Here is a 26,573-nt window from a genome sequence, read left to right as displayed (position 1 = left end):
CTATCGCGAGCAAGCTCGCTCCCACAGGGGATATGCGGTGGCAATTCTGGGGCTACTGAGATCAAGTGTGGGAGCGAGTCCACTACGCCACTGTTCCCGTCAGACGACGATGCAGGCAAGATGAAGGCCTGCAAGTCAGAACACAGGAAGCTGATCGTGACCGAAGCGTTTATTGTCGTTCAAACCGCCGAACAAGCCGTGGATCGTCTGGCGGCCCTGCACGAGCGTGCGACCACCGCGCTGAACCAGGCGCTGATGCGTTATCTCAAGGATCGCATCGAGCCGGATGCCGAGCAGCGTGCATTGTTTCGTTATCCGGCCCTGCGCCTGACCTATCACTGCCACGGCGAAGTCCCGCAAACCACCCGGGCCTACGCCAAGGTCCAGTTGCCCGGCACCTACAGCGTCACCGTCACCCATCCCGCCGCGTTCCGTAAATACCTGCTGGAACAGCTGGTCCCGTTGATGCACGACTTTACCGTCACCGTGGAAGTGGGCGTCAGCGAGCAGAACATCCCGTACCCGTACGTGGTGGAGCAGGGCGACGAACTGGCCGGCTCCGGTGTGACCGCCGCCGTGCTGGCGCGGGTATTCCCCAGCACTGACCTGTCGGCCGCCACCGATGGCATCGCCGACGGCCTCTATGACTGGGAAAACACCGACCCGCTGCCCTTGGCGCTGTTCGACGCCGCGCGGGTGGATTTTTCCCTGCGCCGGCTGGTGCATTACACCGGCAGCGACTGGCGCCATGTGCAGCCGTGGATCCTGCTGACCAACTACCACCGCTATGTCGACCAGTTCATCGTCCATGGCCTGGAGCAACTGCGCAGCGACCCGCGCTTTGTACGCATGGTCCTGCCGGGCAACGTGATCATCGACAAGAACATGGAGCACAGCGAAGCGTCGGCCATCGCCGCCGGGGTGGTCTGGCACCGCTACCAGATGCCGGCCTATCACCTGCAGAGCAACGACGGCCATGGCGTGACCCTGGTGAACATCGGTGTCGGCCCGTCCAACGCCAAGAACATCACCGACCACCTCGCCGTGCTGCGCCCGCATTGCTGGCTGATGATCGGCCACTGCGGCGGGTTGCGGCAGTCGCAGACCATTGGCGACTATGTGCTGGCCCACGCCTATATGCGCCGCGACGGGATCCTGGACCGGGTGGTACCGCCGAACATTCCGATTCCGGCCTTGGCCGAAGTGCAGATGGCCCTGCAGCAGGCGGCGGCGAACATCACTGGCGAGAAGGGCGACGAGCTGAAAAAACGCCTGCGCACCGGCACCGTGCTGACCTACGACGACCGTAACTGGGAACTGCGCTGGGCCCAGGAGCGGCCGCTGATCAACCTGTCTCGCGCCGTGGCGGTGGACATGGAAAGCGGCACCATCGCCGCCCAGGGTTATCGTCTGCGGGTGCCTTATGGCACGCTGCTGTGCGTCTCGGACAAACCGCTGCACAGCGAGATCAAGCTGCCGGGTTCGGCTAACGCGTTCTATGAGCGAGCGGTCAACCAGCATTTGAAGATCGGCATCGCGGCGCTGGACCTGTTGCGCACCGAACTCAACTCGTTGCATTCGCGCAAGCTGCGCAGCTTCGACGAGCCGCCGTTCCGCTGATCGGATGGTGGTCATTTAACGGTCGGGCCACTAGCATGGTCGGCCCTGACCGTTAGATGTTGTATTCGCCATGCCCCGTCCCCCACGCCCCGCTTCCCGTCGCCCTGGCGCGAAGCTCCCCGCCGCAGCCCCGCGCCGTGTGGCCAAGGCTCCGCCGGCCGAGCCAAAGCTGATCCTGTTCAATAAACCCTTCGATGTGCTGACGCAATTCAGCGACGGTGAGGGGCGGGCGACGCTCAAGGATTTTATCGACGTACCGGGCATCTACCCGGCCGGGCGGCTGGATCGCGACAGCGAAGGGTTACTGTTGCTGACCAACGATGGGCAGTTGCAGGCGCGTATTGCCGACCCCAAACACAAGCTGGCCAAGACCTATTGGGTGCAAGTCGAGGGTGAGCCGAGCGCTGAACAATTGCAGCGTTTGCGCGAGGGCGTGGAATTGAACGACGGCATGACGTTGCCGGCCGAGGCGCGGCAATTGGACGAGCCACAATTGTGGCCGCGCAACCCGCCGGTGCGTTTTCGTAAAAGCGTGCCCACGAGCTGGCTGGAGCTGGTGATCCGCGAAGGGCGCAACCGTCAGGTGCGACGCATGACCGCTGCGGTGGGTTTGCCGACACTGCGCCTGGTGCGGGTCAGGATCGGTGACTGGACGCTCGAAGGGCTCGACCAGGGCCAGTGGAAGGAAGTGCCGGCGCGCTTATAGCGTCCCGGATTCGATCAGGCCGATCACCACGCTCTTGATGATGAACGCGGCCACGCCGAGGCCCAGCACGAAAAACAGGATGAACGAGCCAAAACGCCCGGCCTTGGACTTCTTCGCCAGGTCCCAGACGATGAAACCCATGAAAATGATCAGGATGCTGACCAGGCCGGTCATCATCCACTCTTCGAAAACAGCAGGATCCATCAGGACACTCCGGCGTGGGCGGGATTGAAAAGGCGCGGCGAGTATAAGGCATGGGGGGCGGGTGGGGGATTGGCCTGCGGCGGTGTGTCGCAGCTATTCATCGCCTGGGCTGACGCTATAGACCCATGTGGGAGCGAGCTTGCTCGCGATGGCGGTAGCACATCCAACGTCAATGCAAGCTGAACCACCGCTATCGCGAGCAAGCTCGCTCCCACACGGATTTGCGGTGGGCGCGATTTCTGTGAGCATCCGGAACCCATGTGGGAGCGAGCCTGCTCGCGATGGCGCCTTCAACTGCGCAGATGAGTCAACGGCAGCTCGGTACTGTTAAGCACCTGGTTCAGCACAAAGCTCGAACGCACGCTGGTGACGCCATCGATCCGGGTCAGGTGCCCCAACAGCAGTTTCTGGTAATGGTCCATGTCCGGCACCACCACCTTGAGCTGATAGTCCGCGTCCATGCCGGTGACCAAGCTGCACTCCAGCACTTGCGGCAGGTTGCGGATGGCGGCTTCGAAGTTCTCGAAGCGCTCGGGTGTGTGGCGGTCCATGCCGATCAGCACATAAGCCGTCAGGCTCAGGCCCAGCAGCTTGCGGTCGAGCAGGGCGACCTGGCGGGTGATGTAGCCGTCATCTTCCAACTGCTTGACCCGTCGCGAGCAAGGGGAGGGCGACAGGCCGATGCGTTCGGCCAGTTCCTGGTTGGAGATGCGCGCGTCGCGCTGCAATTCCGCCAGAATGCTCAGGTCGTAACGGTCGAGTTTGCTCATCGGTCGGGCCTTTATCTTGATAATTGCGGCAGATTATCTATCCGGGGTTAAAAATTGCGCAAGTGATGTTTATTTAAGCAATCTTCGCAATCATCCGTCGGCACCCCAGGCTTATGCTTACCACCAAGATCACTGCTCGGACAAACAGTCCAGTGCAGCCCGCCCAATCAGGCCGGCTGCGGTCGCAGTACCCACCGGTACTGGCAGACCCCCGAGCTGCACACCGTCCAGAAGACGGCGTGAGGTGAGCCGACGTCATAAGCGTCGCGCACGGACGAAATTCTCAAGGGGAGGCCGACGGGTCTCCCTTTTTTATTGGGCGCAGATTCTGCTTTGGCTAGGGCGCGTCATATCCGCAAGAGCGCAGGCGTTGGCGGGTCAGGCGTTTGTCTGGATAGTCGTCGCCCCAGTTCAGATGCTGGTCATAGCGGGATTTGACGTGGGCGCAGGCGGCTTTGATTTTTGCGTCAGCCTCGGCCAGGGCGGTATCGGACAGGCGATTGATTTTCAGGCTCTGGAAGAAGGGCAGGATAAAGGCCTGATCCAGGTCGTAGCCCTTGGTGCCTTCGGGTAAGCGTTGGCCGGCGCTGACCGAGAACGGTTGTTTCAGACCGCTCTGGTTTTCCCAACACCAGTATTTTACGTCCTCTTCCCAGGATCCCGACGGGCCATGCCAGACGTTGTGGAAGCGAAGGCACTGCATGCTCCGGTGAGTGACCCAGTTGATGTCCTGCGGCCGTGCTTTGCTTGAAGTCACATCCATTAAGGCAAGTTGGTATTGGAGAAATTGTTCCGGGGTATACAAGGTGCCTTCTTCCCGCCCATCGAGCCAACCCTCTACGACGAGGGACAATGATGAGGCCAGTATTTCAAGCGCTCCGGCCCGAAAGCTGCCGGTGGTACCTGCCGTTTGCACATCACGTCGCTTGTCATAGTCGAAACCGCTTTCCAAGGTGCCACATGGCGTATGGCGCAGCGGTCCAGGCAGATCGTAAGAAAAACGCGGACTCAACGTTACCCGCTGCTCCCCTACTTCACACAACATACGGCTTAGACGTCTGTCGTTTTCCTGCACCAGCGGTGCATGCCCGCAGGCCGACAGGGCTACGGGCAGCAGCATCAGAGCACCAAGACGGATCCTCGTGACGAGGATCCGCATGAGGTGCCCTTGACCCCACCTGAATGGAATTGACATGCCTTCACTCCCTTGATTGGCTCATTGCGACAGATGCCGGTAGTCGTTACGGGTGAACGGAAGTCCTGTCAACCGGCGAAATCGATAGGCATCTTAGAGGAAAACTTTCAGCAGCCTGCGAAATAAACCCCGTGGCTGATAACCTGTCGCAGAACCGGCCTGGGCTTTTCCAGTCTTATCATCAGGCCCTGAACCGTTGTGAGGAATTTCATGAAGTCGCGCATCTGGCGTTTGGCAGGTGTTGGTCTGTTGTGGGCAAGTGTCAGTGCGCAGGGAATGGCCGACGATCAGCAAAACCGTGGCGGCCCGGATGGCAGTCACGGGCCGGACGGGCGCGGCGGCAACGGCCAGGGTTACTCGGGCCAGCCAAGGCCGCAGAGCAACGAAATCATTCGGGGCGACAACAGTCGCCAGTTCGAGGTCAAGCCGCAGCCGCAATACCAGGGCGGCCAGCACTATGACCGTGGGCCTCAAGACCCCAACGGCCATGGCCGCCCGCAGCCGCAGCCTGGCAACAACTTGCCCATTCAGGGCCGGCCCGACAGCGTGACCCAGACCCGTGAGCCGCAACCGGGGTATTACCGCGATATTCCTCGGCGCAACGATGGTTATCCGAACGCAGGTCCGCGTCCTGACCATGACGGCCGTCCCGATCGGCCTTGGCCCGGCCGGCCGGGTGGGCACGGCAACGGTTGGGGGCCGGGGCCGCAATACCGTCCTGGTTATGTGATCGACCGTTTCCCGGATCGCAACTACCGTGTGCCTTATCGCGGCCAGGACTATTTCTATTCGGGCGGCTACTGGTATCGCCCTCAAGGGCCGCGTTATGTGGTGGTCGCGCCACCGCGGGGCATCCGCACCCGTTACCTGCCCGATTACGCCCGGGAAGTGTGGATCGGCAGTTCGCTATTCTTCCTCGCGGCCGGCGCCTATTACATCTACGAAGCCAACACTCAGGATTACGTCGTGGTCGATGCGCCGGTCGCCAACCCGCAGCCGCAGCCCCAAGGCAACAGTTTCGATGTGGTGGCCTATCCGGCCAACGGCCAGTCGCCCGAGCAGGTCAATCAGGATGGCTACGACTGCTATCGCTGGGCGGTGCAGCAGAGCGGGTTCGATCCGCGCAACTACACCTACCCACCGGCACCTGAAGTGGTGCAGACCTATCGCCAGGCCCAGGGCAGTTGCTTGAGCAGTCGTGGGTATCAGGTGACGTACTGAGTTTTGAGAAGAGGGGAATGCCCGTTCTTGTGGCGAGGGGATTTATCCCCGCTGGGCTGCGGAGCAGCCCTCAGGTTCCACAACTCGGTGTGCCAGAACGGTTGAGTCGCTGCTTTGGGACTGCTTCGCAGTCCAGCGGGGATAAATCCCCTCGCCACAGGTTCGATGTTCGACAGCTTATGCGCTGGCGCGCTTCACCACTTCCGACGGATCGGCATGCACCAGAACCTCGGCCTTCGGGTAAGCACGATGGATGGCATCGGCGGCCTGGTCGCTGATGCCATGGGCCACTGACAGGGTCAGTTCCCCCGGCAACTCCAGGTGCAGTTGCACGAACCAGTGGTTACCGGAGACCCGCGTACGCAGGTCATGGGCGACGAGCACGCCGGGTACGGCACAGGCCAGTTCCAGCATGCGCTGGCTGACGTCGGGCGGCAGTTCTTCATCCATCAGCACCGCGAAGCTTTCCCGGGCGATCTGGATGGCGCTCCACAGGATGTACGCCGCAATGCCCAGGCCGAACCAGGCGTCGAGTTGATACCAGCCGAACCCGGCCAATACCAGCGCGACCAGGATGCTGCCGTTGAGCAACAGGTCGGAGCGATAGTGCAGCGAATCGGCGCGCACGGCGTTGGAACCGGTAGCGCGGATGACCCGATGCTGCAACGCCAGCAGCGCCAGGGTCAGCCCCAGGGAAAACACGATCACGCCGACGCTGAGCCAGGGCTCGTCCACCGGCACCGGCTCTTTCAGGCGCTCAAAGGCCTGCAAGGCAATCAATACCGCACTGCCGCCGATAAACAGCGCCTGGGCCATGCCGGCCAGGGATTCGGCCTTGCCATGACCATAGCGATGGTCATCGTCGGCGGGGCGCAGGGCGTAATGCACCGCCAGCAGATTGAGCAGCGAGGTGACGCCGTCCAGAGCCGAGTCGGTCAGGCCGGCGAGCATGCTCACCGAACCGCTGAGCCACCAGGCCAGGGCCTTGGCGACGATCAGGACAAGGGCTACGGCCACCGACGCCCGGGTGGCCAGGCGCAACAGGCGAGCGTGTTCGGTACTGGTGGTCATGGCGCGGTCGTTCCTTCTGCAGCGCCGGTCATGCGGTCGGTTTGAGACCGAGCGTGGCCAGTTGCTGCGCGCTGCCTTTGTGTTGGATCAGGCGAGGATCGCCCAGCGGGAAGCTGCGGCCCAGTTCGCGTTCCAGGATCGCCTGCAGTTTTTGGTTATTGACTGTGCCGTCGGGGTTGATGGCCGGCTTGAGTTTCTCTGGCTCGATCTGCACGCTGCGGCCCGGCTCGAAATAGATGGCGCCGGTGGCAAAGTCCACGGCGAACGCGATCAGGCCGGGGATGATGTAGAACAGCAGGCCGACGGCATCGAGGGCGGCGATGGCCGGGTCGATCTTGCCGTCGATCTGGCCGCGACGGTCCGGGTAGAAGATCGAGCCACAGGCGCTGATCTGGGTCAGCAGGGTGGCGACCAGCACGCCACCGATCACGCGAGAGGGAATACGCATAGCAATCTCCTGAACAGGTAGTAGAGGCGTTGCTGGTTGGAGTCCAGACCACGCTAAACAGTTCGCCGTTATACTCGGCCCTCTGTTTTGGAGCCAGCATGATTTCTTTGCCGATTGATGAAGTTTTACCCGCCCTGCGCCAAGCCCTGGCCTTGCGCCACGAAGCCGTGCTTGAAGCGCCGCCCGGTGCTGGTAAAACCACCCGCGTTCCCCTGGCCTTGCTGAACGAGCCCTGGCTGGCCGGGCAGACCATCCTGATGCTCGAACCCCGGCGCCTGGCGGCACGGGCGGCGGCCGAGCGGCTGGCCAGCGAACTGGGGGAGAAGGTCGGTGAGACGGTTGGCTATAGGATTCGCCTCGACAGCAAGGTCGGGCCCAAGACCCGCATCGAGGTGGTCACCGAAGGCATTCTCACACGCCGTTTGCAGGACGATCCGGCGCTGGAAGGTGTGGGGCTGCTGATTTTCGACGAGTTCCATGAACGCAGCCTCGACGCCGACCTGGCCCTGGCCTTGAGCCTCAACGGTCGGGAGTTGTTTCGCGACGACCAGCCGCTGAAGATCCTGCTGATGTCCGCCACCCTGGAAGGCGAACGCCTGGCCGGGTTGTTGGACAACGCGCCGATCCTGCGCAGCGAAGGCCGCATGTTCCCGGTGACGGTGCGCTGGGGCCGGCCATTCCAGCCTGGCGAGTTCATCGAGCCACGGCTGGTGCAGACCGTGCTTGAAGCACTGCACGATGAAACCGGCAGCGTCTTGGTGTTCCTGCCTGGGCAGGCGGAGATCCGTCGAGTCCATCAGCAACTGGCCGAGACCCTGGGCGAAGGCGGCAACGTCTTGCTCTGCCCGTTGTACGGTGAACTGGACCTCGCCGCTCAACGCGCCGCCATCGACCCGGCGCCACCCGGCCAGCGCAAGGTGGTGTTGGCCACCAACATTGCCGAAACCAGCCTGACCATCAATGGCGTGCGGGTGGTGATCGACGCCGGACTGGCCCGGGTACCGCGTTTCGACCCGGGCAGCGGCATGACCCGGCTCGACACCCAGCGCATTTCCCGGGCCAGCGCCACCCAGCGGGCCGGTCGCGCCGGGCGCCTGGAGCCGGGGGTGTGCTACCGGTTGTGGTCCGAAGACCAGCATGAACAATTGGCCGCTTACGGCAGCGCGGAGATCCTGTCGGCGGACCTGGCCGGGTTGGCCCTGCAGTTGGGACGCTGGGGTGTGACGCCGCAGCAACTGGTCTGGCTCGACGTCCCACCCGCCGCGGCGTATGCCCAGGCCCAGGACCTGCTGCAACGCCTGGGCGCGCTGGAGGGCGAGCAACTGACCCGCCACGGCCAGGCCATGTCCGAACTGCCGGCCCACCCGCGTATCGCCCACCTGCTGTTGCGCGGCCAGGCCCTGGGACTGGCGGACATGGCCTGCAACGTCGCCGCACTGTTGGGCGAGCGCGACATTCTCCGTGGCGCCGGCGCGGACCTGCACAGTCGCCTGGCCTTGCTGTCCGGCGAAGAACGGGCGGCGCGGGGCGCTCAGGGCGGGGTACAGCGGGCACGGCAACTGGCCCGGCAATATCGCGGCTATTTGCGGGGCAAGGCTGAAGAAGCCGTGGCCGATCCCGACCATCCGCGCTGGCTCGGCGCGTTGCTGGCCTTGGCTTACCCGGACCGCGTTGCCCAACAGCGCCGGCCCGGCGGCGCGGAGTATCGCCTGGCCAACGGCCGTGCGGCGCTGTTTGCCGAGGCTGACAGCCTGATGAAACAAGCGTGGCTGGTGATCGCCGACCTGGGCAGTCGCCAGGGCCAGCGGGAAGAGCGGATCTACCTGGCGACGGATTTCGACCCGGCACTGTTCGAGTCGGTATTGGCCGAGCAAGTGCGCACGGTGGATCAACTGGATTGGGACGAGCGCGAAGGCGTGCTGCGAGCCGAGCGCCAGCGCAAGGTCGGCGAACTGGTGCTCAGCCGCGAACCGTTGACCGGCCTGGATGAGTCAGCCCGTAGCCAGGCCCTGGTGAACCTGGTGCGGCGCAAGGGCCTGGAATTGTTGCCCTGGACCCCGGAACTGCGGCAATGGCAGGCGCGGGTGGCGCTGCTGCGTCGTCTGGACCTGGACACCAAGGGTGAAAGCGAGTGGCCGGACGTCAGCGACGGCGCCTTGCTGGACAGCCTTGAGCATTGGTTGATGCCGTACCTGGGCCGCGTCTCGCGCCTCAGCCATTTCGCCAACCTGGACCTGTCGAGCATCGTTCACAACCTGTTGCCCTGGCCCCTGCCGCAACGCTTGGATGAACTGGCGCCGCACCATTTGAGCGTGCCCTCGGGTTCGTCGATTCGCCTGGACTACAGCGAGCATCCGCCGATCCTGGCGGTGCGCTTGCAGGAACTCTTCGGCCTGGCCGACACCCCGCGCATTGCCGGCGGGCGGCAGGTGGTCAAGTTGCACCTGCTGTCCCCGGCGCGCCGACCGGTACAGGTCACCCAGGACCTGGCGAACTTCTGGCGCAGCACCTACGCCGAGGTGAAGAAGGATCTCAAGGGGCGGTATCCCAAGCATTACTGGCCGGATGATCCGCTGGTGGCGGAGGCGACGGCGCGGGTCAAGCCGCGTAAGTAATTGGGGCCGACACAAAACCTTTGTGGGAGCGGGCTTGCTCGCGAATGCGGAGTGTCAGTCAATAATTTATGTAACTGACCCACCGTATTCGCGAGCAAGCCCGCTCCCACAGTTGTTCGGTGATGGGGCTCAAATCACGGCATTGCCGGCAACAAAAACCGTGCTATCACCGGCAAATGATCGGAGATGCGCAAGGTGTCATCCTGCCTTACCTGGGCTTCAACCCGTTTGATCCGGGGGCTGTAGAACAGGTAGTCGACGGTGCGGTCGGGGCCGTTGAGGCCGGGGTCGTTCGGGTAGTGGGTCAGCCAGTGTTCGCGGTCGATGCCGCTGGCTTCGTTGTTGGTGGGGATCATTGGGTATTTGTCCCACAGCAGGTGCAGGGGGCTGTCGGCGGAGTAGGGCGTGCGTTGCTCGGACGGCAGGCGCCGGTACTGACCCAGGGGCAGCAGGTTGAAGTCGCCGCCGATCAGCCAGGGCGTGCCCGCGGATTCGAACTTGTCCAGTGCCTTGGTCACGGCGGTGATTTGTCTGGGCAGGGTTTCGTCCGGTTCGCTGGCCCGTTCCAGATGGGTGTTAAGTACTGCCAACTGGCCGCCGTCGCTCAGTGATAGATAACTCACCAACAAGGCATTTTTCGGCTGGAACTGACGGCTGATGAAATTGGCGTCGGCCACCGGCAGTTGCACCCGTTCGGCATGGTCGATGCGGTAGCGGCTCAGGGTCGCCAGTTGCCGGCCGACGCTGCCGAAGATGTGCGGGTCGGGGATGAAGTCGGCTTTCCAGTCGAAGGCGCTGGTGCCGCACGGATAGAGGTCGGCCAAGCGCTCTTGCAACAGCTTGAGCTGGTCCTGGTAATCGCTGGCCTTGGCGCCCTTGTCCAGTTCCTGGAGCAGCACGATGTCCGGTTGCTCGTCGCGGATGACCCGGGCCACTTCGTCGAGGCTGAAGGCCATGTCTTCCAGGGTCGGGCTTTCATCGTCGCCCTGGGCCAGGTCGTGCCAGAACACGTAGCGCTTGCCGGCGAGGAACTGGACGTTCCAGGTCATCACCTTCAAGGCTTGGCCGGGCGCCAGCTTTGCTGCGTTGGCGGTGCAACTGACCGGTACGGTTTCCCGGGGTTGTGGCCGCCAGGTCAGGCCGTAGATCGACAGGGCGGCCAGGCTGAGGATCAACAGCAGGCCCAGCAAGGTGTAGCGCAATAGACGGGTCATGGCTCGGCTTATGGGCGAAACGCAAAAGTGCTCCCGAGCATAACCGAGAGCGGTTCTCAAGCCCAAGCCCAGGCGCTCGCCGTGTGCGATCAGCGGCTCCCGGGCTTGGCTTCGATCAGCATGAACAGGCGGAACAGCACCACGGTGGTGAACAGTTGCAGGAAGCTGTGGATGCTGTCGATCAGCAAGCTGACCACGGGGTTCTGCGGCGACGGATACATCGAGACGCTGGCGCCCTTGAGCAGCCACAGCGGGGTCATCACACACAGAATGCACAACAGGACTCGCCAGAAATTGCCGCGAGACATGTTCAGGCTTTCCTTCATCGCCGCCAAGGGGGCCATGCCCCTGAGGACCAACAGGTATTCGCCGAAGGCCAGGGTCACCATCAGCCACAGGCCCGGCAGGAAGTACAACGACAGCCCCACCAGGATCAGCAGCGTATTGAGGGCCGTCAGCAAGGCAAAGCGTGGCCACAGGGTCAGGGCCATTGCGAGCAGATCGCGCGTGCGTGGCGCTTCACCGCGGCTGCGGGTGTCGAGAAACAGGATCAATGCGGCGGTGTACAGCGGGTACACCAGCAGCCCGACAATCACGCTGTAGCCGGGGAAACCCTCGGGGCCGAGGGCGCTGTCCACGCCTTGCTGCAGCAACGCCTCGAGTATCACCAGTGGCAGGCACAGTTGGGCGATCCGGCCCAGATGGCGCTTGAAAAAATACAAGGAGTCACGCAGTACTTCTAACGGATTCATGGGGCGGTATCGCAATTCAAAAAAGCGGTCCGACACTTTACCCATCAGGTGACCGCATAAACAAACGTAAACATCAGGTAAAGACCATTGAAAGCTTTCCGGCGAGCCCCATTACTGATGGGCACCGGTCTTTGGGATCGGAATGGTTTCTACCCGGCAATCGAATGAGGTCGCCATGAACAGCGAAGAACAAACCCTGATCGATGGACTGTTTTCACGGCTGCAACAGGCCGAAAAGGATTCAGCCCCGCGCGATGCCCAGGCCGAGGCGCGGATCAAGGAACACCTGGCGAGCCAGCCAGCGGCGGGCTATTTCATGGCCCAGGCGATCCTGGTGCAGGAGGCCGCGATCAAGCGCCTCGATGAGCAGAACAAGCAACTCGCCCAGCAGGTCGAGCAATTGCAGGCCGAGCTGCAACAGGCTCGCAAGCAAGCGCCGGCCCCCAGCGGTGGCGGTGGTTTCCTCTCGAGTATTTTCGGCGGCAGCCCGCGGGACTCGCGCCCGACGAGCGCGCCGGCTTCCAGCGGTGGTGGTTGGCGCGAACCGGCGCAACCGTCCTTCAATGCCCCGCCCCAACAGGGCTTCGGCGCGCCGTCCGGCAATTATGGCGCACCGCAGCAGGCCCCGGCAGCGGGCAGCTTCCTCGGCGGTGCGCTGAAAACCGCGGCGGGCGTGGCTGGCGGCGTGATGCTGGCCCAAGGCATCAGCAGTCTGTTCCACAGTAACCAGCAACCCCAGGAAATCGTCGAGGTCATCAAGGAAGAACCGGCGCAACCGGTCAACGACACTGCCAACAACGGCGACAACGGCTGGGGCGATGATTCGCGGGTGGCCGATAACGACGCCTACGGCAACGACCAGGGCGGGTTCAGCGACGCGGACTACAGCGACGATTCATCCTCCTTCGGCGACGACGACTCCTTCGTCTGACCTGCCATTCGTCCGGGGCGCCCTGGCGCCTCGGGCCGATTATTCGCGGAACAATCCTTCTGGCTGGCATACTGGGCGACTTTTCGGCCCTGGTGGTCTGCGTACGTGTGCATCCAAGAGGAAACGCGGTGAAAAAAATTGCAGTGTTCGCCGATGTCCAGAACCTCTACTACACCGTGCGCCAGGCTTACGGCTGCCATTTCAACTACGCCGCGCTGTGGGCCGATGTCAGCAAGCAGGGGCAGATTGTCGAGGCCTATGCCTATGCGATCGACCGCGGTGACAGCAAGCAACAGCAATTCCAGCAGATCCTGCGCAACCTGGGTTTCATCGTGAAGCTCAAGCCCTATATCCAGCGCAGCGACGGCTCGGCCAAGGGCGACTGGGACGTGGGCATCACGCTGGACATCATGGACGCCGCCGACCACGTCGATGAAGTGGTGCTGGCCTCCGGCGATGGCGATTTCGACATGTTGCTCGAACGCATCATCCAGAAGCACGGTGTGCAGGCCGTGGCCTATGGCGTGCCGGGGTTGACCGCCAACTCGCTGATCCGCGCCGCCAGTCGCTATGTGCCCATCGAAGGCGCGTTGTTGCTCAAGAATTGATTTTCACGGAGTTCAAAAGGTTTGGAACGCATCGCAGTCATCGACTTTGAAACCACCGGGATCACCCCGAGCAGCGGTTGCCGGGCGACTGAAATCGCGGTGGTGATGCTCGAGCAAGGCCGGATCGTCGACCGCTACCAGAGCCTGATGAATGCCGGCGTCCGGGTGCCGGCCTTCATCGAGCAACTGACCGGCATCAGCAACGCGATGCTGCGCAGCGCACCGTCGGCGGAAAAGGTCATGAACGAGGTCAACGAGTTCGTCGGCATCACGCCGCTGCTGGCCCACAACGCCGCGTTCGACCAGAAGTTCTGGGATTTCGAGCTGGGACGCATCAAGCGCACCCGCCTGCAGAATTTTGCCTGCTCCCTGTTGCTGGCCCGGCGCTTGATGCCGGCGGCACCGAACCACAAGCTCGGCACGCTCAACACGTTCGCCGGCTTGCCCCACACCGGCCAGGCTCACCGGGCCATGGCCGACGCCGAAATGGCCGCCAACCTCACCGCGCACCTGGCTTCGGAACTGCGGCAAAAGCATGGGCTGCGGGAGTTGTCCCATGATTTGCTGTGCAGTTTGCAAAAAGTGCCGGCGGCGAAGATCAACGAGCATCTCAAGCGGCATCGCGGGTTCTAAACACACCACAAAACAAAAACTGTGGGAGCGAGCTTGCTCGCGATTGCGGTGTGTCAGTCGACATGAATGTTGGCTGATCCAAAGCTATCGCGAGCAAGCTCGCTCCCACAGGGTTGGTCTGTGTTGAGCGGATTACTTACCGTTGCCTTCCAACTGCCCCAACGGCACGCGTTTTTCAATAGCGCTGGACAGCACGATCGAGGTCTTGCTGAAACCGAACTTGGCGATGCGGTTGATCAGCTCTTCCAGCTCGGGCATCGAGCCAACCGCCGCCTGCATGATCACGCAGGGGTCGCCGGTGACCCGGTGGCATTCGGTCAGTTGTGGGATCTTGCACAGTTCGTCGTAGGTCTTCTGGTTGCCGTGCTGGTTCATTCGCAGTTCGATGACGCACTGCACCGGCAGGCCGATCTTCGCCATGTCGACTTTGGCCTGATAACCGGTGATGACGCCGCTGGCTTCCAGTTTGCTCACTCGTTCGGCCACGGCCGGGGCTGACAGGTTCACTTTGCGGGCCAATTCGGCGTAGGACGCACGACCGTTTTCCAGCAGGGCGGCGAGCAGCATGCGGTCGTATTTATCCACGGGTTGGCTTCCAGATGACGTGACTTTCGAAAGCGCGGTTTATAGCGCCAATCTCCACGTTTTGAAAAGTGTATGGCCCGGATAAACAGGTTTTGTAGCTTAATTTCCGTCTGTCGCCTTTCTAGAATAGCGTCTCTCATTGTCCTGACTTCGAGCTGAACATGCCTGGCCCACGCCGTTTCCCCCTGCCATTGATCGCTGCCTTCTTTGCCTTGTATGTCATCTGGGGCTCGACTTACCTGGTGATTCGCATCGGCGTGGAACATTGGCCGCCTTTGCTGCTGGCCGGGATTCGTTTTGTGCTGGCCGGTTCGCTGATGTACGGCTTCCTGCGCTGGCGCGGGGCACCGGCACCGACCTGGGCACAATGGAAGGCCGGGGCCATCATTGGCGTGCTGTTGCTCAGTTTCGGCAACGGCGCGGTCAGTGTTGCCGAGCACACGGGCGTGGCGTCCGGGGTCGCGGCGTTGGCCGTGGCGACGGTGCCTTTGTTTACCTTGCTGTGCGGCTATTTCTGGGGCGCGCGTAATACCCGTCTGGAATGGGCGGGGATTGCGCTGGGCTTGATCGGCATCGCCATGCTCAACCTCGGTTCCAACCTGCAGTCCAGCCCGTTGGGGGCGACGTTGCTGGTGTTTGCGGCGGCCTCTTGGGCGTTCGGTTCGGTGCTGAGCAAACACCTGCCGTTGCCAGCGGGGGCGATGGCTAGCGCCGTGGAAATGCTGGTGGGCGGTGTGGTGCTGTTGATCGGCAGCGTGGCCAGCGGCGAACACCTGGAGAGCATGCCGCCGCTGGAAGGCTGGCTCGCCTTGGCTTACCTGACTTGCTTCGGTTCGATCATCGCCTTCAATGCCTACATGTACCTGCTCAAGCACGTGCGTCCGGCGGCGGCCACCAGCTATGCCTACGTCAACCCGGCCGTGGCGGTGTTGCTGGGCATTGTATTCGCCGGTGAAACCATCGGATTCGAGGAGGCCTTGGCGATGTTGGTGATCATCGGTGCGGTGGTATTGATCGGCTTGCCGCAGTGGCGCAAACCCAAGCCTGCGCCGGCCGCCACCTGATTTAGGGTAAACTGCCGCGCATTGCACACCTTGCGCTGATTTTTCCTACGGTATCTCCATGACTTTCGCCACCCTTGGCCTGATCGAACCCTTGCTGCGCGCCCTCGAGACGCTCGGCTACCAGACCCCGACGCCGGTTCAGGCCCAAGCCATGCCGGCGGTGCTCGCCGGTCGCGACCTGATGGCCGCGGCCCAGACCGGCACCGGCAAGACCGCCGGTTTTGCGGTGCCGCTGTTGCAGTTGCTGACCACCGAAGGGCCGAAGGTCGCCGCCAACTCGGTGCGGGCGTTGATCCTGGTGCCGACCCGTGAACTGGCTGAGCAGGTCCATGAAAGCGTTCGTCAATACGCGCAAAACCTGCCGCTGAGCACCTACGCCGTGTACGGCGGCGTGAGCATCAACCCGCAGATGATGAAGCTGCGCAAAGGCGTCGACCTGCTCGTCGCCACGCCGGGTCGCTTGCTCGACTTGTTCCGCCAGAACGCGCTGAAGTTCAATCAACTGCAGACCCTGGTGCTGGACGAAGCCGACCGCATGCTCGACCTGGGCTTCTCCGAGGAGCTGGCGCATATCTACAAGGCCCTGCCGAAGAAGCGCCAGACGCTGCTTTTCTCTGCGACCTTTTCCGATGCGATCCGCCTGCTGGCCGGGCAGATGCTCAACGATCCGCTGAGCATTGAAGTGAGCCCGCGCAACGTGGCCGCCAACACCGTCAAGCAGTGGGTGGTGACGGTGGACAAGAAGCGCAAGCCGGAATTGTTCGTGCACCTGATGCGCAAGAACAAGTGGAAGCAGGTGCTGGTCTTTGCCAAGACCCGCAACGGCGTCGATGCGCTGGTGGAAAAACTCCAGGGCCTGGGTGTCAACGCCGACGGTATCCACGGTGACAAACCCCAGGCCACCCGCCAACGTGCGCTGGACCGCTTCAAGGCCAGTGAAGTGCAGATCCTGGTAGCCACCGACGTCGCCGCCCGTGGTTTGGATATCGAGGATTTGCCGCTGGTGGTGAACTTCGACCTGCCGATCGTCGCCGAGGACTACATCCACCGCATCGGCCGTACCGGTCGGGCGGGCTCGACGGGGGAAGCGATCTCCCTGGTCTGCGCCGATGAAGTGAATTTGCTGTCGGCCATCGAGATGTTGACGCGTCAGACGCTGACTCGCCAGATGGAACAGGACTTCGAACCCGAGCATCGGGTACCGGACACCGATGCCAGCGGCCAGGTGATCAAGAAACCGAAAAAGCCGAAGAAACCGAAAACCTCCGGTGGTGGCGGCAAGCGCAACCTGGGCAAGTGGGTGGACAGTGGCGACGCTGCGCCTGTGGAACCTTCGGTCAAGCCTGTGCGAAAAGTGCCGGTGTTCAACACTGGGCCGCGTAAGCGTAAGCCTTGATGATTCGCGGCGTCTGATACATCGCTATCGCGAGCAAGCTCGCTCCCACAGTGGTTCTCAGGTGTGCACAGATCCGGTGTCCGCTACAGATCTTCTGTGGGAGCGAGCTTGCTCGCGATGGGCGCGCCTCGATCTTCAATCCAGACGCTGTAACCACTCCACCATTCCCAACCCCGCCGCCCGGCCGCTGGCAAAGCACGCCGTGAGCAGGTAACCGCCGGTCGGCGCTTCCCAATCGAGCATTTCCCCGGCGCAGAAAACGCCGGGCACTTTCTTGAGCATCAGGCGTTCATCCAGGGCTTCGAACGTCACGCCACCGGCGCTGCTGATGGCTTCGTCCAGGGGCCGGGGCTTCACCAGGGTGATCGGCAGGGCTTTGATCGCCTGGGCCAGTTGTGCCGGGTCAGTGAAGCACTCGACCGGGGTGAGCTCGCGCAACAGTGCCGCCTTGACCCCGTCGATCCCCAATTGGCTGTGCAAGTGCTTGGCCATCGAGCGTGACCCACGCGGTTTGTTCAGGGCCTGGAGGATCTTATCCACAGGCCGGCCCGGCAACAGGTCCATATGAAGGGTCGCGCTGCCGTGTCGGTTGATGGTTTCGCGAATCGCTGCCGACAGGGCATAGACCAGGCTGCCTTCGAGGCCGGTGGCGGTGATCACGCATTCGCCGAGGCGTGGCACATCGTCGTTCAGGCCCATGGCGATGTTCTTGAGCGGGGCGCCGGCAAATTTGCTGATCATCAGGTCGCTCCAGGCCTCGACCTCGAACCCGCAGTTGCTCGGTTGCAGTGGCGCCAGCGCTACGCCGCGTTGTTCCAGCGGTAGCATCCAGGCGCCGTCGGAGCCCAGGCGCGACCAACTGCCGCCGCCCAACGCCAGCAAAGTGGCCTTGGGGCGCAAGGTTTTTTCACCGTCCGGCGAGGCGATGCGCAAGCTGCCATCGGGATTCCAGCCGAGCCAGCGATGACGGGTGTGGATCACCACGCCAGCGTCGCGCAGGCGTTTGAGCCAGGCGCGCAACAGTGGAGCGGCCTTCATGTCGGTAGGAAAGACCCGCCCGGAGCTGCCGACAAAGGTGTCGATGCCCAACCCGTGGATCCATGTGCATAACTCATCCGCCCCGAAGGCCCGCAACAGCGGTGCGAGGTTTGGCGCGCGTTCGGCGTAGCGGGACAGGAAGGCCGGGAAGGCTTCGGAGTGGGTGATGTTCATGCCGCCCACGCCGGCCAGCAGGAATTTCCTGCCCACCGATGGCATGCCGTCGTACAGGTCGACCTGCAGGCCGGCCTGGCTCAACACCTCGGCCGCCATCAGGCCGGCGGGGCCGCCGCCGATGATGGCGATGTTTGAGGAGGAGGGCTGGGCGGTCGAGGTCATGATGTGAACTGTGGGGGTTGGGATAGGCGGGGCATTCTATCAGCACAAATCCCTGTGGGAGCGAGCTTGCTCGCGATAGCGGTGTGTCAGCGAGATTGATGTGGCTGATACTCCGCTATCGCGAGCAAGCTCGCTCCCACATGGGAAGGTAGGTGTTCTTGAGAAGTCTGATCAAAAAATAGCCAAGCCTCTGCACGCTACAGGCGACATAGCCTGTAGGCCGTTTCGCTCAGGTTATCCACAGGCCGCTCCACAGGCATTGTGGGTAAAGCCCAGGTTTCAATGACAACCTGATGACGTCCAGACCCTTTGTGCGCTGTGGTGCAGGATCCCGTGGCGGCGGGCCAGGGCCTGGCGGTCCTTGCTGTAGCCTCCGCCGATCACGCCGACCACCGGGATGTCGCGTCCCAGGCAATGGCGCATGACGCTCTCGTCCCGGGCGGCGAGGCCTTCGTCCGTCAGCTTCAGATAACCGAGGGCGTCGTCCTTGTGCACGTCGACGCCGGCGTCATACAGCACCAGGTCCGGCTGGTAGAGCGGCAGCAGGTAGTTGAGCGCATCGTCCACCACGTTCAAGTAAGCGGCGTCGCCCATGCCCATCGGCAGCGGGATGTCCCAGTCGCTTTGCGCTTTGCGTGCGGGAAAATTCTTTTCGCAGTGCAAGGAAACTGTCACGGCGTCCGGGGTGTCATGGAGTATTCGGGCGGTACCGTCGCCCTGATGCACATCGCAATCGAAAATCAGCACTCGCGAGACCCGACCGCTGGCCAGGAAATAGCGGCTGATCACCGCCAGGTCGTTGAAAATGCAGAACCCGGCCGGGTGGTCGTAGTGGGCGTGATGGGTGCCGCCGGCCAAGTGGCAGGCCAGTCCGTGTTCGAGGGCTTGTTCGGCGGCCAGGAGCGAACCGCCCACGGCGCGTACCGTTCGGCGGGCCAGGGCCTCGCTCCAGGGCAGACCCAGTCGCCGTTGGTCTTCGCGGGACAACTCGCCGCCCATGTAGCGTTCGATATACCCACGGTCGTGGGCCAGGGCGAGAATGTCCGGCGGGCACAGCGATGGGCGCAACAGGTCCGCGTCGCGGGTCAGGCCGCTGTCCACCAGGTGATCGCGCAGCAGGCGAAACTTGTCCATGGGGAAACGATGTTCCGCCGGGAATTCGGGGCTGTAGTCTTCGTGATAGATCAGCGGTAGCGGCATGGTGTTTTCAGTAGTGATTGAGTGACGGATCCTACCAGCGATGTAGACTCTGGGGCATGGAAAGGGAGTGAAGATGGAGCCGATACTGGAACTGGAAAGCGCACGGTTGCTCTTGCGGCAGTGGCGCGATGATGACTTGCCGGAATTTGCCGCCATGTGCGCCGATCCGCAGGTGATGCGGTATTTCCCGGCGCGCCTGAGCCGCCTGGAAAGCGCCGCCCTGATCGGTCGCGTGCGTGGGCATTTCGCCGAGCATGGTTTTGGTTTGTGGGCGCTGGAACGCAAGGACACCGGGGCCTTCATTGGCTTTACCGGGCTCGGTGTGGTCGGGTTCGACGCGCCGTTCACGCCGGCCATCGAGATCGGCTGGCGCCTGGCCCGGGAGCACTGGGGCCTGGGGTATGCCAGCGAAGCGGCGTGGACCGCGCTGCGTTGTGCCTTCGACCAGTTGACGCTGGAAGAAGTGGTGGCGTTCACCGCCGTCGATAACCTGCCCTCGCAAAAGGTCATGCAGGCCATTGGCATGCAGCATGACCCGGCGGACGACTTCGAGCACCCGACACTCGCCGTCGGTCATCCTTTGCGTCACCATGTGCTCTATCGCATCAATCGTGAGCAGTGGTTGCAGACCCTGCACGGTTAGCCGACACGGACGTTTATACTGCCCGCCAAAATGGCCTGGGCCAACAATCGATCCACCGCCGTGGCTTAGCCTGCGCGGTATTGCGCTGTGTGAGGAAAGTCTGAATGAGCCACGTGTTGGAAGATCTGGTCGACCTGCTGACCCTGGAACCGATCGAAGAGAACCTGTTTCGCGGTCGCAGCCAGGATTTGGGGTTTCGCCAGTTGTTCGGCGGCCAGGTATTGGGCCAGTCGTTGTCGGCGGCCAGCCAGACCGTGGAAGAGGCGCGCCATGTGCATTCGATGCACGGTTATTTCCTGCGTCCGGGCGATGCCGCGCTGCCTGTGGTCTACCAGGTGGACCGGGTGCGTGACGGCGGCAGTTTCAGCACCCGCCGGGTGACGGCGATCCAGAAGGGCAACCCGATTTTCACCTGCAGTGCGTCGTTCCAGTACGACGAACAGGGTTTTGAGCACCAGAGCACCATGCCGCAGGTTGTCGGCCCGGAAAACCTGCCGTCCGAACTGGAGCTGACCCAGCAGCGCGCGCACCTGCTGCCCGAGCACATGCGTGAAAAACTGCTGTGCCCCAAGCCGATCGAGGTGCGCCCGGTCACCGAAAAAGACCCTTACAACCCGCAGCCGGCCGACCCGGTGAAATACGTGTGGTTCCGTGCCGATGGCGCCTTGGCGGATTCGCCGGCCTTGCACAAATACCTGCTGGCCTATGCGTCGGACTTCGGTCTATTGACCACCTCGATGTTGCCCCACGGTAAATCGGTCTGGCAGAAAGACATGCAGGTCGCCAGCCTCGACCACGCCTTGTGGTTCCATGCCGACCTGCGCGCCGATGACTGGTTGCTCTACGCCATGGACAGCCCGTGGGCCGGCAATTCCCGTGGTTTTTCCCGTGGCAGCGTGTTCAACCGCGCCGGGCAACTGGTGGCCTCGGTCACCCAGGAAGGCCTGATTCGTCACCGCAAGGACTGGGCATGAGCCTGTCCGAGGTTCGGCACTGGGTGTTCGACATGGACGGCACGTTGACGATCGCCGTGCATGACTTCGCGGCGATCCGCGTGGCCCTGGCGATTCCGGCCGAAGATGACATCCTCACTCATCTGGCAGGGTTGCCCGCTGAGGAAGCGGCGGCCAAGCATGCCTGGTTGCTGGAACACGAACGGGACCTGGCGCTGGGCTCCAAGCCTGCGCCTGGCGCGGTCGAATTGGTGCGAGAGCTGGCCGGTCGCGGCTATCGCCTGGGGATCCTGACCCGCAACGCCCGCGAACTGGCCCACGTGACCCTGGAGGCCATTGGCCTGGCGGACTGCTTCGCCGTGGAGGATGTGCTGGGCCGCGACGAGGCCCCGCCCAAGCCACATCCCGGTGGCCTGTTGAGACTGGCCGAGGCCTGGAACGTGGCGCCTGACACGATGGTGATGGTGGGTGACTATCGCTTCGACCTGGACTGCGGTCGTGCTGCAGGGTCGCGGACGGTGTTGGTGAACCTGCCGGACAATCCATGGCCGGAGCTGACGGATTGGCATGCGCGCGATTGTGTCGAGTTGCGGCGGATGCTTTTTGCTTGAGATTGATATTGGCTGGCTAGCCGCCATCGCGAGCAAGCTCGCTCCCACAATGGATCTGTGGCGAACGCAGAAAACCCTGTGGGAGCGAGCTTGCTCGCGATGAGGCCCTATAAGCCACCACAAGGCTTACCGCCCAAACAATACCTTTAACCCCTCCGGCGAATTGAACATCCCACTCCCATTGTGCCCGACCCCCGGCACTTCGATCAGCCGCTGGTTCAATCCCTCGGGATGACGCCGGGTCAGGTAGTCGAAAAAGAAATGCCCGCGCAGTAACCGATACGGACCTTGGGTTTGCGCTTCACAACCCTTGTCCAGCGCCGGATGCTCCGGGTCGGTATCCTGCTGCCCGAGCAGATAAACGATGTCGCGCTTGACGTAGTTCTCCTCCAGGCGGGCAGGCGTTTGCCCGCTGGCATAGGCGGGCAGGTCCTGCAGGCCGTATTTCCAGCGGTTGAAGCCAGGACAACTGGCCGGGTCGAACGCCATGGGCCGTTGCGCATCGAAGTAGGCATAGGACGATGGGTTGGCGATGACAAACCGCGGGTTGATCCGGTATTGGCCGTGGGCGAGCAGGGCATAGCGCTGCACGACTTGGGCGCCGCCGGAATGGCCAGCGATGACGATCTCCTTCACCTCGGGAAACTGCTGCCGATCACTGACCCGCGCGACGATGTCGTCGAGAACCTGGAAAGAACTGACCGGATTGGGCCCCGTGGACAAGCCACCGGCCATCCAGTCATTGCCCCGCCAGCGCAGCAGCTCATTGGGCAATGTGTGGCGAGCCACGTCCTGCTCGTTGAGAAATTGTGGGGCGATGATCAGCGTCGTGCCCTGTTGCCCGGCCTGCTCGGCCGCTTTTTCGGCGCTGTGCAGGTAGGTTTCGGCATTGCGCAGCCGACCATGAAGGATGATCAGTACGCGCTGGATAGACGCCGGGGGCGGGCTGACGGCGACGGCCATGGCGCCGCCCTTGAATTGCAGGCGCCCTTGGGCGACCACGTTGACGCCGTGTTCCTCGCCCTGGGCAACGGTGCAGCACAGCACCAGCCCGATCAACGCCCCCCACTTCATCTACAGGTTTTTCGCCGCGAACGTGTCGCACTGGCTGACCTGGCCCTGGGCGAAGCCGGTCTTGAACCAGCGCACCCGCTGCGCCGAAGTGCCATGGGTGAAGGAGTCCGGCACGACGCGGCCCTGGCCTTGTTGCTGCAAGCGGTCATCACCGATGGCGTTGGCGGCGGTCAAGGCTTCCTCGATGTCCCCCGGCTCCAGCCAGTTCAGGCGTTTTTGCGCATGGTTGGCCCAGACCCCGGCCAGGCAATCGGCCTGCAATTCCTGGCGTACCAACAAGCCGCCGTCGCCCTCCATCTGCCGGCCTTGCTGGCGGGCTTCCTGGATTTTCGCCGACACGCCGAGCAGCGTTTGCACATGGTGACCGACTTCGTGGGCGATGACGTAGGCTTGGGCGAAGTCTCCGGCGGCGGCGAAGCGTTGGGACATTTCCTTGAAGAAACTCATGTCCAGGTAGACCTGCCGGTCCGCCGGGCAATAGAACGGACCGGTCGCCGAGGAGGCCAGGCCGCAGGCCGAGTTGACTCGACCGCTGAACAACACCAGTTTGGGTTGCTGGTACTGGCGTCCGGCCTGCTGGAAGACCTGGCCCCAGGTGTCTTCGGTATCGCCGAGGATCGAGCGCACGAACTCGGCCTGTTCATCGTTGGCCGGTGGCGCCTGGCGGGTTTGTGAAGTGGCAGGCGCGGACTGGTCCATCTGCCCGGCCAGTTGCCCGAGAATCTGCATCGGGTCCTGGCCGGTGATCCAGCCGATGCCGACGATCAGGATAATGGCCGTCAGGCTCAATCCCTTGCCGCCGCCGAAACGCATCCCGCCACCGCCCCCACCGTCACCACGGGCGTCCACCACGTTGTCACTGCGGCGACCTTTTTTCCATAACATGTGGAAAATCCTCTGAATGACCCTGCTAAAAATGACTGCTGTGGCGATGAGTCTAGCTTTTAGGCGCCCAAGGTGCGCGCCGCGCTTGAGCTGTCAGGCAACGAAGGCGAGTTTTGGTTCAGCGGTGAGCCAATCCTGCCTGGCTGCGCAATTTTCATTACACTTCGAATTCAGAACTTATCGGTATGCTCGCTGGCCCAACAACTGCATCGTGCGTCACGGCCCTTACATCAAGCAACGCAGGTTTCCCTCATGACCGTCAGCACACCGCTCTCCGGCGTCAATCAGGCTTTCAAGGGCATCGTGCTTATTCTGGTTGCAACGTTCCTGTTCTCCAGTCATGACGCGTTGTCCAAATATCTGTCGGGTTTTTATCCGATCATCATGGTGGTCTGGGCGCGTTACGTGGTGCACACCTTGTTGATGGCGGGGATCTTCCTGCCGCGTTCGGGGTTGCGGGTTTTGCGTACCAAGCGCCCGTTGTGGCAGTTGGCCCGGGCGTTGTGCCTGCTGGGCACCAGTTTGTTTTTCACCACTGCGTTGATGTTCATCCCACTGGCGGAGGCGACGGCGGTCAACTTCCTTGCGCCCGTGCTGGTGACCGCGTTGTCGGTACCGTTGCTGGGGGAACACGTGACACGCGGTCAATGGATCGCGGTGATCTTCGGTTTTATCGGGGTGTTGATCATCGTCCATCCCGGCGGCGATCTGTTTACCCCGGCGGTGTTGTTGCCATTCTGTTCGGCGCTGTTTTTCTGTTTCTACCAACTGCTCACGCGCAAGCTCAGCGAGATCGACAGCCCGACCACCAGCAATTTCTTCGCCGGCCTGTGCAACACATTGGTGATGAGCGCACTGGTGCCGTTCTTCTGGCAAGTGCCGAGCCTGATGCACGGGGTGATGATGTTGGCGCTGGGGGCCTGCGGGATGACCGCGCACCTGATGCTGACCCAAGCCTTCCGCTTTGCCGCCCCGGCGCTGCTCGCGCCGTTCGGGTATTGCCAGATCGTGTTTGCCGGGCTGCTGGGCTGGTTATTGTTCAACCATACGCCGACGCTGACCACTGTGGTGGGCATCGCGCTGATCTGCTTGAGTGGGTTGGCGGCGGCGTGGCAACAGCGGCGGGCTTAACACCGATTGTGAAGGGATCAATTGTGGGAGCAAGGCTTGCCCGCGATGAGGGCACCTCGGTTCACTTAGGACCGCATCGTCTTCATCGCGGGCAAGCCTTGCTCCCACATTGGGATAAATAATCCCGGGCTGACTGCAATCAGTTTTCCAGGGTCGGCACCTTGCGCGGCGCCATGAAGTACAGCCAGGTCAGGGCAATGAAGTACATCGCCGGGATCAGGGTGAACAACACGGTGTAGTTGTTGTTGGTGATCGTGAGGATGTGGCCCACCAACTGGGTCATGAACATCCCGCCGATGGCCGCGCACATGCCGCCGAAGCCGAACACCGTGCTCATCATGTGCTTGGGCGTGTAGTCCATCACCAGGCTCCAGATGTTGGCAGTCCAGGCCTGGTGCGCGCCGATGGCCAGGGAAATGGCGAACACCGCCATCCACAGGTTGCTGGCACCGGCGGCCATGATCACGCCGATGATGCAGCAGGCGAACAGCAGCATGGACACCAGCCGCGCCTTGATCGGATTGAGGCCGCGGCCGATCAGGAACGACGACAGGATCCCGCCGCCCACGCTGCCGAAGTCGGCGGTGAGGTAGATGATGATCAGTGGGATGCCCATCTGGGTCACGTTGATGCCCAGGTTGTATTGCTGGTTCAGGAACGGCGGCAACCAATAGAGGTAGAACCAGAACACCGGCGCGGTGATCGAGTAGGCCAGGGCGAACGCCCAGGTGCCGCGCATGCGCAGGATACGTGAGAACGGTACGCGAACCTGGTCCGGTTCGTCCTGGGCCTGGATGTAGTCCAGTTCAGACTGTTTGACGGTGGGGTGGTCTTCGGGGTTGAAGTATTTCAAGCCCCAGAACAGCAGCCAGATCCCGCCCAGGGCGGCCATGCACAGGAACGCGGCCTGCCACCCCCACACGTGCAGCACCAGCGGCAGCAGCATCGGGGTGAACATCGCGCCGACGTTGGTCCCGGCGTTGAAAATACCCGTGGCCACGGCCCGTTCGCCCGCTGGGAACCACAGCCGGGTGGTCTTCACGCAGGCCGGGTAGTTGGCAGCTTCGGTGAGGCCGAGGATGAAGCGGCAGACCATGAAGCCCACTGCCGACGTGGCCAGGCCATGGGCGCCGGTCGCCAGGCTCCAGAGCAGCACGGCGCAGAAGAACACGCGCTTGACGCCGATCCGGTCGATCAGCCGCCCCTGCAACACGAAGCCGATGGCATAACCGACCTGGAACCAGAAGTTGATGTTGGCGTAATCCATCGCCGTCCAGCTCATTTCCTTGGCCAGGATCGGCTGCATGACGCCCAGGGCGGCGCGGTCGATGTAGTTCAGGGTGGTGGCGAAAAACACCAGGGCGAGCATGCCCCAACGGGTCTTGCCCACGGCCATGGCGCCGCGGATCTTGTCAGCGACGCTGCCGGTGGAGGCACCCAGGCCTGGGGCCAGGCGGGAACTTTGGGAAGGAATCATAGCGTGTACCCGTTTTTGAAATTCTTATGGTCGGTCTGGGTCTGTCCATCGACGTCGGCGATCAGGGCCTGGGCCGATGTGGGAGCGATGGTGCGCAGTGAGCAAAAAATCGTCAATTCGGCAATCGGCATTTTGTTCGATAATCGCCCAAAAAACTAACTGAATGGTACATATTAAATTGCTGAAAGA

The 26,573-nt window shown here is 62.6% G+C and carries 26 protein-coding genes; 13 read left to right on the top strand and 13 right to left on the bottom strand.

The window, feature by feature from the left end:
• The first annotated feature begins 120 nt into the window (after positions 1-120).
• On the top strand, positions 121-1,620 hold the full coding sequence (gene amn, locus PSH84_RS24730; RefSeq protein ID WP_305468605.1) for an AMP nucleosidase: 1,500 nt from the start codon (positions 121-123) through the stop codon (positions 1,618-1,620).
• 139 nt (positions 1,621-1,759) lie between these two features.
• Positions 1,760-2,326: a pseudouridine synthase gene (locus tag PSH84_RS24725; protein ID WP_163006688.1), complete on the top strand. Its 567-nt coding sequence runs from the start codon at positions 1,760-1,762 to the stop codon at positions 2,324-2,326.
• Here PSH84_RS24725 and PSH84_RS24720 read toward each other — a convergent pair.
• From PSH84_RS24720 to PSH84_RS24710, 3 genes are all read right to left on the bottom strand, one after another.
• On the bottom strand, positions 2,321-2,530 hold the full coding sequence (locus PSH84_RS24720; RefSeq protein ID WP_039594082.1) for a DUF2788 domain-containing protein: 210 nt from the start codon (positions 2,528-2,530) through the stop codon (positions 2,321-2,323). The two genes, PSH84_RS24725 and PSH84_RS24720, sit on opposite strands and share 6 nt — an antisense overlap.
• A 290-nt stretch (positions 2,531-2,820) precedes the next feature.
• Entirely contained in the window at positions 2,821-3,300 is a 480-nt protein-coding gene (locus PSH84_RS24715; protein ID WP_003185723.1) for an Lrp/AsnC family transcriptional regulator, read from the bottom strand.
• A 337-nt stretch (positions 3,301-3,637) separates the two neighbouring features.
• The gene (locus PSH84_RS24710) at positions 3,638-4,420 is read right to left on the bottom strand and encodes a hypothetical protein (RefSeq protein WP_305468604.1); all 783 of its coding nucleotides are present in this window, start codon (positions 4,418-4,420) and stop codon (positions 3,638-3,640) included.
• Positions 4,421-4,705: 285 nt separating this feature from the next.
• On the opposite strand from PSH84_RS24710, the gene PSH84_RS24705 reads away from it, so the two are divergent.
• Positions 4,706-5,716, top strand: coding sequence for a DUF6515 family protein (locus PSH84_RS24705; RefSeq protein WP_122565069.1), 1,011 nt, complete (start codon positions 4,706-4,708; stop codon positions 5,714-5,716).
• A 177-nt stretch (positions 5,717-5,893) separates the two neighbouring features.
• Here the strand turns inward: PSH84_RS24705 and PSH84_RS24700 are convergent, their stop codons facing one another.
• Positions 5,894-6,787, bottom strand: a complete 894-nt coding sequence (locus PSH84_RS24700; RefSeq protein WP_305481951.1) for a cation diffusion facilitator family transporter — start codon at positions 6,785-6,787, stop codon at positions 5,894-5,896.
• 28 nt (positions 6,788-6,815) lie between these two features.
• Positions 6,816-7,235 (bottom strand): periplasmic Zn2+ metallochaperone PmcY, encoded by a 420-nt coding sequence (gene pmcY, locus PSH84_RS24695; RefSeq protein ID WP_305481949.1) that lies wholly within the window; start codon positions 7,233-7,235, stop codon positions 6,816-6,818.
• A gap of 98 nt (positions 7,236-7,333) precedes the next feature.
• On the opposite strand from pmcY, the gene hrpB reads away from it, so the two are divergent.
• Positions 7,334-9,850 (top strand): ATP-dependent helicase HrpB, encoded by a 2,517-nt coding sequence (hrpB, locus tag PSH84_RS24690; protein ID WP_305481948.1) that lies wholly within the window; start codon positions 7,334-7,336, stop codon positions 9,848-9,850.
• A 134-nt stretch (positions 9,851-9,984) separates the two neighbouring features.
• Here hrpB and PSH84_RS24685 read toward each other — a convergent pair whose 3' ends face one another.
• Positions 9,985-11,064: an endonuclease/exonuclease/phosphatase family protein gene (locus PSH84_RS24685; protein ID WP_305468599.1), complete on the bottom strand. Its 1,080-nt coding sequence runs from the start codon at positions 11,062-11,064 to the stop codon at positions 9,985-9,987.
• A gap of 89 nt (positions 11,065-11,153) precedes the next feature.
• The gene (locus PSH84_RS24680; RefSeq protein WP_305468598.1) at positions 11,154-11,816 is read right to left on the bottom strand and encodes a YciC family protein; all 663 of its coding nucleotides are present in this window, start codon (positions 11,814-11,816) and stop codon (positions 11,154-11,156) included.
• 175 nt (positions 11,817-11,991) lie between these two features.
• Here PSH84_RS24680 and PSH84_RS24675 point away from each other — a divergent pair, with 175 nt between their 5' ends.
• The 3 genes from PSH84_RS24675 (at position 11,992) to PSH84_RS24665 (ending at position 13,988) form a co-directional block, all read left to right on the top strand.
• Positions 11,992-12,747, top strand: coding sequence for a DUF2076 domain-containing protein (locus PSH84_RS24675; RefSeq protein ID WP_305481946.1), 756 nt, complete (start codon positions 11,992-11,994; stop codon positions 12,745-12,747).
• A 128-nt stretch (positions 12,748-12,875) separates the two neighbouring features.
• Positions 12,876-13,355, top strand: a complete 480-nt coding sequence (locus PSH84_RS24670) for a LabA-like NYN domain-containing protein (RefSeq protein ID WP_013694260.1) — start codon at positions 12,876-12,878, stop codon at positions 13,353-13,355.
• 21 nt (positions 13,356-13,376) lie between these two features.
• A complete protein-coding gene (locus tag PSH84_RS24665; RefSeq protein WP_122565077.1) occupies positions 13,377-13,988 on the top strand; it encodes a 3'-5' exonuclease in 612 nt (203 codons plus the stop codon).
• A gap of 132 nt (positions 13,989-14,120) precedes the next feature.
• On the opposite strand, the gene PSH84_RS24660 is transcribed toward PSH84_RS24665, so the two are convergent.
• The gene (locus tag PSH84_RS24660; protein ID WP_025215612.1) at positions 14,121-14,573 is read right to left on the bottom strand and encodes an Lrp/AsnC family transcriptional regulator; all 453 of its coding nucleotides are present in this window, start codon (positions 14,571-14,573) and stop codon (positions 14,121-14,123) included.
• 161 nt (positions 14,574-14,734) lie between these two features.
• On the opposite strand from PSH84_RS24660, the gene yedA reads away from it, so the two are divergent.
• Together yedA and rhlE1 are read left to right on the top strand one after the other, a co-directional pair.
• Complete coding sequence (gene yedA, locus PSH84_RS24655; RefSeq protein ID WP_122565078.1) at positions 14,735-15,637, top strand: drug/metabolite exporter YedA; 903 nt, start codon at positions 14,735-14,737, stop codon at positions 15,635-15,637.
• A 58-nt stretch (positions 15,638-15,695) separates the two neighbouring features.
• A complete protein-coding gene (gene rhlE1, locus PSH84_RS24650; RefSeq protein WP_305468595.1) occupies positions 15,696-17,033 on the top strand; it encodes an RNA helicase RhlE1 in 1,338 nt (445 codons plus the stop codon).
• Between the two features lie 135 nt (positions 17,034-17,168).
• On the opposite strand, the gene PSH84_RS24645 is transcribed toward rhlE1, so the two are convergent.
• The gene (locus tag PSH84_RS24645) at positions 17,169-18,410 is read right to left on the bottom strand and encodes a TIGR03862 family flavoprotein (protein ID WP_305481944.1); all 1,242 of its coding nucleotides are present in this window, start codon (positions 18,408-18,410) and stop codon (positions 17,169-17,171) included.
• A gap of 279 nt (positions 18,411-18,689) precedes the next feature.
• A complete protein-coding gene (locus tag PSH84_RS24640; RefSeq protein ID WP_122565081.1) occupies positions 18,690-19,610 on the bottom strand; it encodes a histone deacetylase family protein in 921 nt (306 codons plus the stop codon).
• 73 nt (positions 19,611-19,683) lie between these two features.
• Between PSH84_RS24640 and PSH84_RS24635 the strand changes: the two genes are divergently transcribed.
• The 3 genes from PSH84_RS24635 to PSH84_RS24625 all read left to right on the top strand — a co-directional run bounded on the left by PSH84_RS24635 (position 19,684) and on the right by PSH84_RS24625 (position 21,817).
• The gene (locus PSH84_RS24635) at positions 19,684-20,253 is read left to right on the top strand and encodes a GNAT family N-acetyltransferase (protein ID WP_122565082.1); all 570 of its coding nucleotides are present in this window, start codon (positions 19,684-19,686) and stop codon (positions 20,251-20,253) included.
• A 104-nt stretch (positions 20,254-20,357) separates the two neighbouring features.
• Positions 20,358-21,227, top strand: a complete 870-nt coding sequence (tesB, locus tag PSH84_RS24630; protein WP_024780306.1) for an acyl-CoA thioesterase II — start codon at positions 20,358-20,360, stop codon at positions 21,225-21,227.
• Positions 21,224-21,817 (top strand): HAD family hydrolase, encoded by a 594-nt coding sequence (locus PSH84_RS24625; RefSeq protein WP_305481943.1) that lies wholly within the window; start codon positions 21,224-21,226, stop codon positions 21,815-21,817. Before tesB ends, PSH84_RS24625 begins: the two co-directional genes overlap by 4 nt.
• Positions 21,818-21,943: 126 nt before the next feature.
• Here PSH84_RS24625 and PSH84_RS24620 read toward each other — a convergent pair whose 3' ends face one another.
• Both PSH84_RS24620 and ypfJ read right to left on the bottom strand, forming a co-directional pair.
• Positions 21,944-22,891 carry an alpha/beta fold hydrolase gene (locus PSH84_RS24620; RefSeq protein ID WP_305481942.1) on the bottom strand — a complete coding sequence of 316 codons (948 nt, stop codon included), beginning with the start codon at positions 22,889-22,891 and terminating at the stop codon, positions 21,944-21,946.
• Positions 22,892-23,776 (bottom strand): KPN_02809 family neutral zinc metallopeptidase, encoded by an 885-nt coding sequence (ypfJ, locus tag PSH84_RS24615; protein ID WP_122565086.1) that lies wholly within the window; start codon positions 23,774-23,776, stop codon positions 22,892-22,894.
• A gap of 252 nt (positions 23,777-24,028) precedes the next feature.
• Between ypfJ and PSH84_RS24610 the strand changes: the two genes are divergently transcribed.
• The gene (locus PSH84_RS24610; RefSeq protein ID WP_305468589.1) at positions 24,029-24,907 is read left to right on the top strand and encodes a DMT family transporter; all 879 of its coding nucleotides are present in this window, start codon (positions 24,029-24,031) and stop codon (positions 24,905-24,907) included.
• Between the two features lie 139 nt (positions 24,908-25,046).
• Here PSH84_RS24610 and PSH84_RS24605 read toward each other — a convergent pair whose 3' ends face one another.
• Complete coding sequence (locus PSH84_RS24605; RefSeq protein ID WP_305468588.1) at positions 25,047-26,384, bottom strand: MFS transporter; 1,338 nt, start codon at positions 26,382-26,384, stop codon at positions 25,047-25,049.
• Between the last annotated feature and the right edge of the window lie 189 nt (positions 26,385-26,573).

This window comes from Pseudomonas beijingensis (genome assembly GCF_030687295.1).
GTDB classification, from domain to species: Bacteria; Pseudomonadota; Gammaproteobacteria; order Pseudomonadales; family Pseudomonadaceae; genus Aquipseudomonas; species Aquipseudomonas beijingensis.
This window is presented reverse-complemented; position numbering and strand designations above follow the sequence as displayed.